Origin of the sequence: Weissella viridescens (genome assembly GCF_001437355.1) — a bacterium.
Taxonomy (GTDB): Bacteria; Bacillota; Bacilli; order Lactobacillales; family Lactobacillaceae; genus Weissella; species Weissella viridescens.
The window spans coordinates 21,108-35,389 of record NZ_JQBM01000004.1 but is presented as its reverse complement, the minus strand read 5'-3'; the positions used below and the strand labels follow the sequence as shown (position 1 = coordinate 35,389).

The window sequence follows — 14,282 nt, the reverse complement described above, 5'->3', positions numbered from 1 at the left end:
TAAGGGGGGAGCATGAAACATACGCAAGTTGCCATTATTGGAGCAGGGCCCGTTGGGCTCTTTACGGCCTTTTATGCACGTCTACGGGGCCTAGATGTTACATTAATTGATAGTTTGGAAAATGTCGGGGGGCAAGTGAATCATTTATATCCCCAAAAGGATATTTTAGATGTACCGGGTTATGTCAAAATTGAAGGTGAAGCTTTGATTCGCCAACTCGCTGAACAGACCCAACAATTAAATCCTAATTATATGTTAGAAACCACAGTAACTGATGTGGCCTATGATGCTGTTGGTCAGACATTTGTGCTTCAAACAAACCATGAAGCATTACAAGCTGACCGGGTCATCTTGGCGATTGGTCATGGTGCGTTTGAACCAAAACGTCTGCCTGATGGGATTGGCGCTGATTTGGAAGGTGAAGGCGTTTACTATGTGGTGGATGATTTGAATAAATTTAAGGATCAAATTGTTTTAGTTGCTGGAGGTGGTGATACTGCGGTTGATCAGGCCCTAGCGATAGCTAAAGTTGCCAAAAAGGTTTATCTAACGCATCGACGCGATCGTTTTCGCGCTATGGCCTATACCTTAGATCAATTAGCGGTATCATCGATTGAACGGGTGACACCCTACAATATTACGGCAATATCAAAAATAGCAGACGGTGAGCTTGAGGTGACTTTGAACACGTCAACCACGGAAGTGGCGCAACAACTGATGGTTGATTCAGTCGTCGTGAATTATGGTTTTAAGTCAGACAGCCAACTGTTTGAACAGTGGCGTTGCCAACCGACCGTGGCACGCCAACGCTGTGTTGTTCAACAAAATATGCAATCATCAGTGCCTGGCTTGTATGCCGTGGGGGATATTGCGGGGTATGCGAATAAAACTGATTTGATTGCCACTGGTTTTGGTGAAGGAACAATCGCCGTTAATGGCATCCTACAAGATTTGGAACCAGCTTTAGCGGGGCCATTACATTCGTCGGGCTATATTATTCAAGATGGTCAAGTAGATCCCTTGCAATAAAAAAGGAAATTCTGAGACAAGAATGCGCAATTGTGAAATATTTGGTATACTAAAAAGGTAGAAAAAATTATAAAAGAGGTATCGTAATGTCAAAATTAGTTATGGTTCGTCACGGACAAAGTGAATGGAACGCAAAGAACTTGTTTAATGGTTGGATTGATACAAAGTTGAGCCCAGTTGGTATTCAACAAGCGCGTGATGCGGGAAACTTGTTGGCTGAAACAGGGATTGAATTTGATCAAGCCTACACGTCAGTTTTGACTCGTGCCATCCAAACTTTGCACTTGGTTTTGGAAGAAGATGGACAACTTTGGATTCCTGAAGAAAAGTCATGGCGCTTGAACGAGCGTAACTATGGTGCTTTGCAAGGTTTGAACAAGGCCGACGCCGCTGAAAAGTGGGGTGACGATCAAGTTCACCAATGGCGTCGTTCATATGACGTTTTGCCACCAATGTTGGATGACTACGAAGAAACTGTTACAGTTGATGGTGAAACATATGCTTCATTTGACCGTCGTTACGCTGATGTACCAAAGGATGAATTGCCACTAGGTGAAAACCTAAAGGTTACTTTGGAACGTGTTATGCCTTACTGGGATGAAAAGATTTCAAAGGACTTGAAGGCTGGTAAGAATGTTATTATCGCCGCTCACGGTAACTCATTGCGTGCCTTAGCTAAGCACATTGAAAAGATTTCTGATGATGATATCACAGGTCTTGAAATCGCCAACGGACAACCTATCGTTTATGATTTGGATGATAACTTGGATGTTGTTTCAAAGACAGTTTTGTCAGGTGAGTAATCACACATACATGATAGATGGTTTAGTTTTATGACTAGCCACGAAAATAGTCGGGAAGATTTCGAAATGTTCGAAACCTTTCGGACTATTTTTTTTGCTGATAAACACCGAGGTGTCAAGTAACGTAGCTTAACCCGAAACACCGGAGTGCGAAACGTTAACCAAATTTTGATGGTAAAATAGTTGCGTTGATTTTTAATGTTTACATCGCTAAAAGATATAAATAGTGTATAATAACAAAAGAGAATATAGTACGTTGGATAATTGACATATCTGCGTTTGTTATTTTAAATCACATTTAGGGAGTGAAAGTATTTCTATGGATAATGTAATTGATTTGAGCCATCTTTGGCAGGTAGTTCGCCGAAATTTGGGCTTGATTTTAGCAATGGGAGTTATCTTTGCGGTAGTTGGCTTTACTGTTTCAAAGTTTGTGATTCATCCTGAGTACAGTTCATCAACAGCTGTATTAGTTAATCGTAAGCAAAATGACAATAATGCTGGCGCCCAGTTCCAAAATCAGCAAGCTGACGTACAATTGATTAGTACATATAAAGATATTATTACGCGACCAGTTATTTTGAATCAAGTGGTCGATGATTTAACAGAAAAGCATACTGAGAAACAATCAGATGGTACCAAGAAAACAGTTCCAGCTAAGTATACTAAGTCTGAAGTAAACGCAAATAACTTGAGTGACATGATTTCGATTTCCAACCAACAAAATTCACAGGTCTTCTCTGTGAATGTTAAGACAGAAGATCCAGATCTATCTAAAGATGTTGCCAATGAGGTAGCTAAGGTCTTTCAAAAGAAAGTTGGAAACATCATGAGCAGCGCCTCAGATGTGTCAATTGTTTCAAAGGCAGTCGCAAATTCAAAACCAGTTTCACCAAAGGTCCCATTAATTACATTGATCAGCTTCTTTGTTGGATTATTGTTCGGATTTGCTTGGGCTTGGGTTCGTGACTTAACAGATCGTACCGTTAAGAGTATCAGTTTCTTAACAGACGACCTTGGATTAACAAATCTAGGTGTGGTCGGTTATATTGGGAAGATGCGTTCAATTGATGAGGCCATTAGTCGACAAAATAATGGTAAGACATCAGAGCAACGTTCTGACCGTAATCGTCGAATTTAAGGGAGTATACGCATGTCATTATTTAAAAGACACTATAAAGAAGATGTTGAAACACAAACAAATGGTGCTCGGTTAATTACTTTTACTGAACCCAAAAATGTGATTTCAGAACAATTACGTACAGTACGTACAAATATTGAATATGCTGGAGCGGCGCTGGATAAACTTCAAGTTGTGATGTTTACGTCATCACAAATGTCAGACGGTAAGTCAACGGTTTCTTCAAACGTGGCCGTGACATGGGCGCAAGCCGGTAAAAAGGCATTGATTGTCGACGCTGATTTGCGTCGTCCGACTGTCCATACGACTTTCAGATTAGACAATCGTCAAGGATTGACTACGATTTTGGCTAGTGATTTACAACCTAAGGATTTGGTTCATGAAACCATGGTACCGGGTTTGTCAGCGCTAACTTCTGGTCCTGTGCCACCGAACCCAGCTGAATTGCTTGGTTCACCACGCATGGCTGCCTTGGTAGAATGGATGCGTAATAACTATGACATCGTCGTTTTGGATGTGCCTCCATTGAACTTAGTTACTGACGCCCAAGTTATGCTACCACTTGCGGATGGTGTTGTCTTATTGATTACATTAAATCAAACACAAAAAGTGAACTTGGAACGTGCCGTTGAACTATTGAATTTGACGTCAACTAAAGTGCTTGGTGTGGTTTCACGTGCTAAGCGCAACGATGGAGATTCTGGCTATGGTTACGGCTATGGTTACGGCTATGGTTCAACTCAAGATTAAATAGTTAATAAACAAAAGGTAGTAGACAACATGTTTACTACCTTTTTTATGAAAGAAATAATGAGGAATTTAAAATGATTGATATACATTGTCATCTTCTACCTGGATTGGATGATGGATCTCCTACACTTGAACATTCATTAGACTTAGCGCAAGCCGCAGTTTCGGACGGCATTACCCATGCATTGATGACGCCACACCATATGAATGGGCGGTATGTTAATCATGCTCCCGAAGTTACACTAGCAACTGAACAATTTCAGACTGCTTTAGATGATGCGCAAATTCCGCTAGTTGTTTTTGCTAGTCAAGAAGTCCGTATTAATGGCGGTTTATTAGCCGCCTTAGATGCAGGCGATATTCTAGCGACCGATCCAGAAGGGAAATACATGCTGTTAGAATTTCCATCAGAAGAAGTCCCAGCCTATAGTGAAAAAATGATTTTTGATATCCAACAACGTGGGATTACGCCTATTATTGTGCATCCAGAACGAAATCAAGGCTTCATGGATAAGCCAGAATTATTGTATGAGTTTGGGAAACGTGGTGCGTTAGCACAGGTTACAGCCAGTTCATATGTGGGTGTTTTTGGTAAAAAAGTACAAGCATTTGCACAAGACATTATTGATAATGGATTGGCCCAATTCTTGGCTTCAGATGCTCACTACATGGAAAACCGAGATTACGTGATGGGACAAGCTTTTGCACAATTGGCGCATGAGCAAGGCCAAAATGCGGCGGATATCTTTGATGAAAATGCTAAAGCAGCCATTAATGGTGATTATATTCAACGTTTGGCGATGCAACCAATCAAAAAGAAGCGCTTTTTTGCTAAATACTAATGTTAAAAGATTATGAAAATATCAAGTTTTTCGAAGTTTAGTGAGAAATTTGATAAAATGGAACATATGTAAAAATAAATCCAAAATCGAGTGAGCTTAAAACATGAACGAGAACAACATGGATAAAGAAATTAAAGTACAGGGTAAGTATTTAACGAAACGTTATGAAATGGCCCCTAATCGTTCAGATAAAGTGAAATCACTATTCGTGAACCAACATTTTGCAAACTTTTGGGCCCTACGTGGCATTGATTTTGCAGCCTATGAAGGCGAAAGTGTTGCGATTATCGGAACAAATGGTTCGGGTAAATCAACCTTAATGAACATCATTTCAAATATTATTCCTGCCACCACAGGTGATTTTTCAGTCAATGGCGTGGTTTCTTTAATTGCGGTTCAAACTGGATTACGTGGTGGCTTGTCAGGTCGTGAAAACATTCGGCTTAAGGGCTTGATGATGGGCATGTCTGAAAAACAAATTGAAGCGAATATGCAAGATATTATTGATTTTTCTGAATTGGGGGCGTTTATTGACCAACCGGTTAAGAACTATTCAAGTGGGATGCGTTCGAAACTTGGTTTTTCTATCTCAGTGCACTCTGATCCTGATATTTTGATTGTCGATGAGGCACTTTCTGTTGGAGATGCAACCTTTACGCGTAAGTCTCTTGATAAAATCAAAGAATTCCAAAAACTTGGAAAGACGATCTTTTTCGTGAGTCATTCATTAGTCCAAGTTCGTGAAATGGCTGATCGCGTGTTGTGGATTGAACGTGGTGAAATTAAGATGTATGGTGAGACTGAGCCAGTTTTGGCGGCTTATGATGCCTTTGTAAAAAAGTCAAAAGAAGCGACGCTAGTTGAGCGGCGTGATCAACAAATCACGGCACGTGTTGAACAAGAAAATTTTAATTTAAATGAGCTTTACGCGAATGAAGCCATGGCTGCAGGTGACGTTAGTGATGATGCGTACGCAGACATTTATGAAGAGACACACCATCTAAATGGCCCTAAAAAAATGTCGATTTGGGAAAAGTTGTTCTTGACTGTGCTTATTCTGATCTTATTTGTTGTCGGTGATGCAGCCATTCTAGACATGAGCGCAAAGCAGGTTATGCAAAATCCTGCGGCATTGGTAACATCTTGGTCGGTTTCGGGCATAAAAGAATTGAATGAAACACATCAAAACTACACCACGACCGGAGTTGAAGTGGTAAAGTACACTGTTAAACCAGGTGACACACTTGATGCGGTAGCAAAAAAATATCACGTTAAACCAGAAACAATTATGCGTGAATCTGATTTAAAAAATAAAACAATACATCCAAAACAAGTCTTAAAAATTCCGAAAGGTGAAGGGAAGTAATTATGCGTGATTTAATTCAATTTTTCCGTGAAATCATGGCGAATTTACCTGTTATCCGACGGATTGCTCATTTTAATGTTCGCACAAAATGGGTTGATAATTACCTAGGCTCAAGCTGGGACTATATTGAGCCACTCCTTTATATTGGTACCTATTATCTTGTTTTCGGAATGGGGTTTTATAACGGCACGGTAGCTGGGCAACCTTATTTACTTTGGATGCTAGCCGCCATTGTGCCTTGGTACTATATCCAGGGTGTGTTTAATCGTGGATTAACGACGGTTAAATCACAATTACCACAATTGTCTAAAACCAGATTCCCACTCAGTATTGCGGTAGTTATGCCCTTACAAGAGGAAATGCGCCGATTTTTGGTAATGACAGGTATGTTTATTCTAGTGATGTTCTGCTATGGACGTACCCCGACCATCTATTGGTTCCAATGGTTTTATGCAGTATTTGCCATGGTGATGATGTTGGTTGCATTTAATTTGATTAATTCTACCTTGACGATTCTAATTCCCGACTTTAAACCGTCAATGTCTGCTATTTTCCGACTCCTATTTTATTCATCAGGAGTTATTGTAAACTTTGATTCAAAGTCAATGCCTTATTTGATTAAGGCCATTTTGGAACTTTCACCTTTTAATTATGTGCTAACGATGTTTAGAAATAGTTTTTTGTATGATCGCTGGTTTTTTGAAAATGCAAATACAACGATTTTCTTTTGGGTATTGATCTTTGTGCTCCTAGTTGTGGGAGCATATATGCACATTCATTTCAGAGATGAATTTACTGATTTAACTTAAGTTGGAGATAAGCTTATGACACAAGCACGCGTAACTGTTGAAACCCATGATGAAGGATTTACGCTTAAAACAAATGTACAATTACCACAATTGCATTGTTTAATTGATGGTGAAACCTTTATGTGGGTAGAAACAAAAGAAGAAGATCAATATGCCTATCACTTAGCGATGGACACCTTGACGTATATGATGACTAAAATGCCGAAAGCCCGAACATTTGTGCTATTTTATGGTCCTGATAAACGCACGTTGAGTTTCAATGATTTTGAAGTAACGTTTGCTGGAAAGTCGACACTTGAGGTTGATCAGCAGGCGGTGAGTTTATACCCAAGTACGGATGATAACTTACGGCTGGGCTTTAAGTGGTTAGGTAACGGGAAAATCTTAATCGAAGACATGTTCGTTAAGGAACTAACAGTTAGTCAGGAACAAGTTTTGATTACAGGTGATTTAATCTCTAATTTCATTCCTGTTCAGCGTCTGGATGTGACCGGTCATTTTACTGGCAGCGATACAAAAGTTGCGGTAATGACAGAAATCACCGACCAAAAACGGTTAGACCATAATCAATATCAGCAAACGATTAAAATGGGGATTCTACTTGAAGACTATGTGACCTTTTTTGAACAGGTGTGGCAGAATCCGTTCGAAAATTGGAACTTTAATTTGACCTATCAGTTGATTAATGATTGGTTTGCAAGTAGTGTTGTTAATTTTAATGTTAAGGTAACTCCTGATCAGTTAGAAGCGTTAAATGTGGTAACGGTTAACCACGCCCTTGATTGGCATGTTTTAGTACCAACACGCTTAAATAATGCTAATTTTATTTTGCGAGGGTTGGTTGTTGATCAACAAGGGTTGACGCTTTTAAAGACACCGCAACCAACAACAGCAACTGATGTTATTTTTGTAGACGCAAAACAACAAGGGCCTGCTGAGCTGATGTATGCCTTTGCTAGTTTGCGAGCGCAACAACATCAGGATGTATACTATGTGTCGATGACGGATGATATAGAAGATGACCATGTCTTGCGCTATGGAAGTGGTGCGCACCTCGCTCACTTGTTATCAGCGAAGACGATTGTCTATGCTGACCAGCTTGAAACCGTAGATGCCTTTAGAATTGAGTTGACGCAGCAAAAATTAAACAAAGTGCAAAAATTTTTTGTGCCATTTGATTTACAGCAAAAAATGCGTGAAACTGAGTTTAAGGCCATTCCCGCCAAAGATGTCAACGTCGTTACGGGTAACCCGCTTGAAACCAAGTATGCGAAAAATGTGGTGGGCTTAAAGTCGGATAAAATCATTGAGGTTGGTAAACCAATATTTGATCAGTGGTATGACCGCAATCGACAGCAGGTAACCGATACGGAAAAAGCCCAACAGGTCCTTTGGTCGATGACTCCGGAGTTAATGAGTCAAGTTGCCCAACATACCGAAATGATAACGGCAATGCAAGATAGTGGTAAGACGCATTATTGGGATAATCCAGCGCAAACAGCAGTGGATAGTCAACCATTTGAAACGCTGGATGCGCAACTACCGGTGATATTAAATGATTATGCGTTGGTCATTACCGACGATGAGCAAATTGCTTTGCAAGCGAGTGCTTTACATATACCAATGGTGTTGATTGATGAAAATATTCAAAAACATGATGCCTATTATTGGTTGAGTGGACCAGCTTTTAAGACTTTGGCAATTGCTAAGATTGATTTATTAAAAATCTTAAAGGATCAATTCGAATTTGAACCCTATCTGGCCCAGAGCTACAACAACTTAAATAACTTTGATGATAGTAAAAGTGTAGAACGACTACTCGATTCAATTTAAAAAGAATGTCCATTGGACATTCTTTTTTAGTTTGTTTAAGGTTTAATATGGTTTAATTCCTTTTTAGAAATGAATCAAAGGATTGTGATGTGCTGGTAAATTGTGGCAGGTCACACGGAAACGAGGACCTGATGGAACAATTTATCGAATCGACGATTAATCAGTTTGGCTATCTGGCCATTACACTCTTAATCGCAATTGAAAATATCTTTCCACCGATACCGTCGGAATTAATTTTAACGTTCGCTGGCTTCTTAACAACTAATTCTAAACTAACCATTCTAGGTGCAATTTTAGCAGCAACACTGGGTGCTGGTCTTGGAGCGGCCGTCTTATATTGGATTGGAACGTTCTTGGACATGCCGACATTGGCGAAATTGGTTGATAGTCGTCTTGGACGTATTTTACATTTGCGATTGAAAGACTTTGAACGGGCGGAGTATCATTTTAAAAAACACGGTCGTTTAGCAGTGTTTTTAGGCCGGTTTGTGCCTGTCGTACGGAGTCTAATTTCTGTTCCGGCTGGTATGACCAAAATGCCATTTGGGACCTTTATGCTGTATAGCTTAGCAGGTGCTGGAATTTGGAATACTGTCCTGATTGGCTTTGGACATTATGCAGGTAAAGCTTGGAAACAAGTCATGGTTGTCGCTGATGACTTTAAAATTATCATTTTAGTGGTATTAGCATTAGCTGTCTTAGTTGGGCTAGGTGTCCATTACCTAAAAAAAAATAAAAGAAAACAGGCTAAATCAACTGAGATTTAACCTGTATCTAAGCAAGGGCCTTTGATAGGTGCTTGCTTTTTATTTATTTACGTTCACTTTATAAGGATTATGCTGGTCACAACAAACTAATCCACTAGGTCTGTGACAATGGTTTCAAGATGAATGCCGTGTGATCCTTTCAATAATAAGATATCAGTCGGCGTTAGGGTTGCTTTCAAATCAGCGAGTAATGCGGGTTTCTCGTCAACCGCATAATGGTGAACAGCACCAGCGGGATACTTGTCTTGCAAGGCCTCAACCAAGTTTTGCATTAAGTCGCCCACCAGATATACTTCCTGAATGGTTGCTGGGTCGAGCGCATCAGCTAAACTGGCATGTAATTCAGGACCCGCTTCACCTAATTCGAGCATATCACCAAGAACAGCCATGCGACGTCCATCTGTTGGAACTTCACTAAAGGCATGTAAGACTTCCTTTGCCGCAGTGGGGTTTGAATTGTAGACATCTGACAAAATCTTGCCACCGAAGTTACCTTCAAGCCATTGCGTCCGGTTAGCGGTAATTGGTGCTGTCGCTAAGGCTTGTGCCATCGTCGTATCGTCAACACCGAGTAAGTGGCCGACGCTAATGGCGGCAAGCGCATTAGCAACGTTGTAGCGTCCGGTTAGCGGAATTGTGAAAGTTTGGCCAGAAGTATTTGTGGTAAAACTTGCTTGCGTTGAAGTCATTGAAATGTTTGAAGCAAAGAGATCGTTATGGGCAGTAAGACCAAAACGAGTACTCTTTAAGCCGTCATTGGCACCAACACGCTCGACTAAGAGTGGTTCATCACCGTTGTAAACGAGTTCGCTGTCAGACTTGAATCCATCAATGATTTGCATTTTACCATCAGCGATATTGGCGCGAGTCTTGAAGAATTCAATATGTGCTTCGCCAATCATTGTCAAAACGGCAATGTCGGGGTGAACAAGTTTAGATAATTTGTCTAAATCACCAGGGTGATCCATTCCCATTTCCAAAACCAGTAATTCAGTTTGCTCGTCCATGGCAAGAATGGTTGTTGGCACCCCAATTTCATTATTAAAGTTTGCGGGTGTCTTAACTGTGTTGTACTTGGTTGCCCCGATGGCCGCAATCAAATCCTTAGTGGTTGTTTTACCATTTGATCCAGAAATGGCAACAATTTTTGGTTGTACGACAGTTAGGTAGTACTGTGCCAGATTTTGGAAAGCTTCAAGTGTATCTGGAACCAAAATTAAGGGGATTTCAGTCGGATAGGGGGTGTGGTCAATTTGCCAAAGACTGGCAGTAGCACCATTTTCAACGGCACTAGCTAAATAATTATGACCATCGTTTTCTGCGACGAGCGGGATGAAAAGACTATCTGGTTTAGCAGCACGTGAATCAAAAGTGGTACTTGTTACTGTAACGGGTTGTTCATTTTTAATTTCTGCTGAGAGCGTTTGGGCAATCGTTTGAATTGTGAGTTTCATGTTAATCTTCCTTTGTTATTTGTCAGTTCTGTCTTTTAATTTTACACTGGAATAGAAACAACAAGCAAATTAAATCGAAATTGTTGTATACTGTAATGATAGAACTTTAAAAATTAAAACAGGTAGTCTGTTTAAAAGAGGTGGTAACATGGCTAAAACAATTGGTATTGATTTAGGTACAGCAAATGTCCTCATTTATGTAGAGGGCGAGGGGATTGTCCTAAATGAACCCTCAGTCGTTGCGATTGATACAAAAAAAGATAAGGTCTTAGCAGTCGGAACGGATGCATACAAGATGGTTGGACGTACCCCTGGAAATATCCGGGCAGTACGTCCCCTTAAAGATGGTGTGATTTCTGACTTTGATATGACTGAGGCAATGTTGTCTTATTTCATGTCAAAGCTAAAGGCTAAGGGTGTTATGAGTCGTCCTAGCATCATGGTCTGTGCACCAACAAATATTACTGAAATCGAACGTAAAGCAATTATTGAGGCTGCAGAAAAGTCTGGTGGCGGAAAAGTTTATCTAGAGTACGAACCAAAGGTTGCAGCAGTCGGGGCAGGATTAAACATTTTCTCACCAATTGCTTCAATGGTTATCGACATGGGTGGTGGAACTTCTGATATCGCTGTACTCTCATTGGGTGATATTGTACAAAGTGAATCAATTCGCGTTGCTGGTGATCGCTTGAACGCTGATATTGCAAATTACATTAAGCATGAATTTGGTTTGCAAATTGGTGAACGCACAGCTGAACAAGTTAAAATTGAACTTGGAACGGCTTTGCCAGTTGAAAACCCAGCTGAAATGGAAGTTCGTGGACGTGATACATTCACGGGGATGCCACGCACGATTACATTGGATGAAAACATGGTTGAAGCTGCAATGCACGATTCAATTAATCAAGTGGTTAAAGCAGCCCATCATGTCTTAGCTGAAATTCAACCAGAATTATCAGCAGACGTGATTGATCGTGGTATTGTGTTGACCGGTGGAGGAGCCTTGCTCCGTGGCATTGATCAATATCTTTCTGATGAACTTGGTGTTCCAGTCATGGTATCAGATAGCCCATTGGACAATGTTGCCAAGGGTGCTGGTGAACTACTTGAACACATTACAAAAACTGACACAAAGAGGGGATAATATGCCACGTAAAAATAAGCCAGTTGCCGTTGAAATTAGCGATGCAATTGATGGACAGTCAGAAGTAAAAATTAATAAGGTCGTTTTAGGTCAAATTAAAGAGAGTGACGATACAATTACAGTGATCTATCCAGATAATCACACTGTTAAAGCACCAGACTTTGATGCTGGGGTATCTATGTTGATTGCTGAATACAACCTACATCATTAGAGGTATTTAGATGTTTAAACGATTTTTTAACGCAAAAGGTGAGATTGATTGGTCAATCGTGTTTGTTGTTTTGATGTTAGCAATTATTGGATTGGCCTCAATCTATGTTGCAGCAACACACGATGCGACTGGAATTAATGTTAAGCTCATGGTTGCCATGCAATTCATCTATTATGTTCTAGGTGTCGTTGTGGTCATCTTCATTATGCAGTTTGACTCAGAGCAATTATGGCGTCTGGCCCCCTATATCTTTGGTATTGGGGTCTTCTTGATGGTCACTGTGCTGATATTCTATAGTCGCGCGTATGCTGCGCAAACGGGTGGGAAGTCATGGTTTGCATTAGGACCGCTGACGTTCCAGCCCTCGGAAGTGATGAAACCAGCATTTATTGTGATGCTGGCTCGGGTAATTGCGAAACATAATTATGATTATCCTGAGCATACAATTAAGTCGGACGAACGTTTGCTGTTGAAGATTATTGCCTGGACTATTCCGATTGTCATTTTAGTTTTGGCGCAACATGACTTTGGAACAATGTTAGTGTTCTTGGCAATCGTGTTTGGTATGACCATTGTTTCAGGAATTTCATGGAAAATATTGGGGCCAATCTTTATGGTTGCCGCAACCATAGGAACGGTAACGTTGTTATTGGTGACCCAGACTTGGGGACGGCACATTTTGGAGCAATTTGGTTTCCAAGCGTATCAGTTCTCACGTGTCGACTCATGGCTTGATCCACAAGGGGATACCTCGAATGCAGGATATCAGCTGTGGCAGTCAATTAAAGCGATTGGATCCGGTGGTTTAACTGGAACTGGCTTTGATGTGTCACACGTGAATGTACCTGTGCGTGAATCGGATATGATTTTTTCAGTAATCGGCGAAAACTTTGGTTTCATCGGAAGTGTATTGGTCTTAGCTTTATACTTCCTCTTGATTTATCAAATTTTCCAAGTTGTTTATGATACGTCAAATCAGTTCTATGCGTACATTGCCGCAGGTGTTGTGATGATGCTACTCTTCCACATTTTTGAAAATATTGGCATGAACATTGGTTTGGTACCATTGACTGGGATTCCGTTACCGTTTATCTCGCAAGGTGGTTCGGCTATCATTGGAAACATGATTGGTATTGGACTGATTATGTCAATGCGTTATCATAATCAATCATTTACATTGTCAAACCGTCAAGGATTTGCATAAAATTTACTGAAGAGCAGTTTGGCCGAGAAGCTAGGCTGTTCTTTTTATGATAAAGGAGAAATCATGTTATCAATTGGATTTATTGGATCAGGAAACATTGCCCAAGCCATTATTAAAGGGTGGCGCGGTAATGATGAGATTAACCAACTTGTGTACTCAAAAAATAATGGTGCTAAAGTTGCTGAAGAATTGGGGATTGCGTCACGAATTTCAATTCTTGAGCTATGGCAGGATTCAGATATTGTCTTATTAGCTGTTCCAAAAAGTGCTTTATCAGAGATTCAAGCACAACTGAACATGGCCGCTATGGTCAAGCCAAGTGTCATCGTCACGTCCCTTATTGATGGTGTGAGTTTAGCAGAACTACAAGATATTTTTGGCGATCAAACAATCATTAGTCGGGCTGTTCCAAACATCAATGTTAGTACCCGTTCTGGATACACTGGTTTGAGTTTTCCAGAAGGTATTGATGAAGAAATTCGGGGTGCGATTGCGATGCTATTCTTGGAGCTCGGTCGTGTCGATGAATTTACTGAAGAACAATTGCCAGCAGTTAGTGCCATTGCTAGTGCCGGTCCAGCCTATGTCGCGGCTTTGGCAGACATTTTAGCCAATACTGCGCTAGAAAATGGAATTGATGTGCAACGGGCAGTTAGTATGGCAGAGCAAACGTTGTACGGTACAGCAACAACGATGCGTCAACTCCAACAAAGTCCTAATAGCATTGAAGTTGCGGCCAGTCCTGCTGACGGTGGAACAGAAGCAGCATTAGAGCATTTGGCTGAAGGTGGATTTGTTGAACTTTTGAAAGATGCTATCGCTGTTGCGCAAGAGAAAAGCACACCAGAAAAATAAAATTTAAAAAAGTAGTTGTCAAAGCATTCAATATCTGATATTATAGATTTTGTTGTTAAAGCAACTACATTTTA

14 protein-coding genes are annotated in these 14,282 nt (G+C 40.5%); 13 read left to right on the top strand and 1 reads right to left on the bottom strand.

All coding sequences use genetic code 11. The features are described 5' to 3' along the window. Positions 1–12: 12 nt before the first annotated feature. The 9 genes from IV50_RS06185 (at position 13) to IV50_RS06145 (ending at position 9,340) form a co-directional block, all read left to right on the top strand. Positions 13–1,029, top strand: coding sequence for an NAD(P)/FAD-dependent oxidoreductase (locus IV50_RS06185; RefSeq protein WP_057746654.1), 1,017 nt, complete (start codon positions 13–15; stop codon positions 1,027–1,029). A gap of 86 nt (positions 1,030–1,115) precedes the next feature. Beyond that, entirely contained in the window at positions 1,116–1,832 is a 717-nt protein-coding gene (gene gpmA, locus IV50_RS06180; protein WP_057746651.1) for a 2,3-diphosphoglycerate-dependent phosphoglycerate mutase, read from the top strand. Positions 1,833–2,151: 319 nt separating this feature from the next. Beyond that, positions 2,152–2,973: a YveK family protein gene (locus IV50_RS06175; RefSeq protein ID WP_057746648.1), complete on the top strand. Its 822-nt coding sequence runs from the start codon at positions 2,152–2,154 to the stop codon at positions 2,971–2,973. 12 nt (positions 2,974–2,985) lie between these two features. Next, on the top strand, positions 2,986–3,723 hold the full coding sequence (locus tag IV50_RS06170) for a CpsD/CapB family tyrosine-protein kinase (RefSeq protein ID WP_057746645.1): 738 nt from the start codon (positions 2,986–2,988) through the stop codon (positions 3,721–3,723). Between the two features lie 74 nt (positions 3,724–3,797). Further along, positions 3,798–4,565: a tyrosine-protein phosphatase gene (locus tag IV50_RS06165; protein WP_057746642.1), complete on the top strand. Its 768-nt coding sequence runs from the start codon at positions 3,798–3,800 to the stop codon at positions 4,563–4,565. A gap of 118 nt (positions 4,566–4,683) precedes the next feature. Next, the gene (locus tag IV50_RS06160) at positions 4,684–5,931 is read left to right on the top strand and encodes an ATP-binding cassette domain-containing protein (RefSeq protein ID WP_084736769.1); all 1,248 of its coding nucleotides are present in this window, start codon (positions 4,684–4,686) and stop codon (positions 5,929–5,931) included. Between the two features lie 2 nt (positions 5,932–5,933). Next, positions 5,934–6,740, top strand: a complete 807-nt coding sequence (locus tag IV50_RS06155; protein WP_057746639.1) for an ABC transporter permease — start codon at positions 5,934–5,936, stop codon at positions 6,738–6,740. A 15-nt stretch (positions 6,741–6,755) separates the two neighbouring features. Continuing rightward, positions 6,756–8,573 carry a hypothetical protein gene (locus tag IV50_RS06150; RefSeq protein WP_057746637.1) on the top strand — a complete coding sequence of 606 codons (1,818 nt, stop codon included), beginning with the start codon at positions 6,756–6,758 and terminating at the stop codon, positions 8,571–8,573. A 131-nt stretch (positions 8,574–8,704) separates the two neighbouring features. Beyond that, positions 8,705–9,340: a DedA family protein gene (locus IV50_RS06145; protein WP_057746634.1), complete on the top strand. Its 636-nt coding sequence runs from the start codon at positions 8,705–8,707 to the stop codon at positions 9,338–9,340. Between the two features lie 86 nt (positions 9,341–9,426). Here the strand turns inward: IV50_RS06145 and IV50_RS06140 are convergent, their stop codons facing one another. Beyond that, entirely contained in the window at positions 9,427–10,794 is a 1,368-nt protein-coding gene (locus IV50_RS06140; RefSeq protein ID WP_057746631.1) for a UDP-N-acetylmuramoyl-tripeptide--D-alanyl-D-alanine ligase, read from the bottom strand. Positions 10,795–10,942: 148 nt separating this feature from the next. Between IV50_RS06140 and mreB the strand changes: the two genes are divergently transcribed. From mreB to IV50_RS06120, 4 genes are all read left to right on the top strand, one after another. Next, positions 10,943–11,938: a rod shape-determining protein gene (gene mreB / locus IV50_RS06135; protein WP_057746629.1), complete on the top strand. Its 996-nt coding sequence runs from the start codon at positions 10,943–10,945 to the stop codon at positions 11,936–11,938. A gap of 1 nt (position 11,939) precedes the next feature. After that, the gene (locus tag IV50_RS06130) at positions 11,940–12,149 is read left to right on the top strand and encodes a DUF2969 family protein (RefSeq protein WP_057746626.1); all 210 of its coding nucleotides are present in this window, start codon (positions 11,940–11,942) and stop codon (positions 12,147–12,149) included. Positions 12,150–12,159: 10 nt separating this feature from the next. Then, on the top strand, positions 12,160–13,353 hold the full coding sequence (locus IV50_RS06125; RefSeq protein WP_057746623.1) for an FtsW/RodA/SpoVE family cell cycle protein: 1,194 nt from the start codon (positions 12,160–12,162) through the stop codon (positions 13,351–13,353). A gap of 63 nt (positions 13,354–13,416) precedes the next feature. Next, on the top strand, positions 13,417–14,208 hold the full coding sequence (locus tag IV50_RS06120; protein WP_057746620.1) for a pyrroline-5-carboxylate reductase family protein: 792 nt from the start codon (positions 13,417–13,419) through the stop codon (positions 14,206–14,208). The last annotated feature ends 74 nt before the right edge of the window (positions 14,209–14,282 follow it).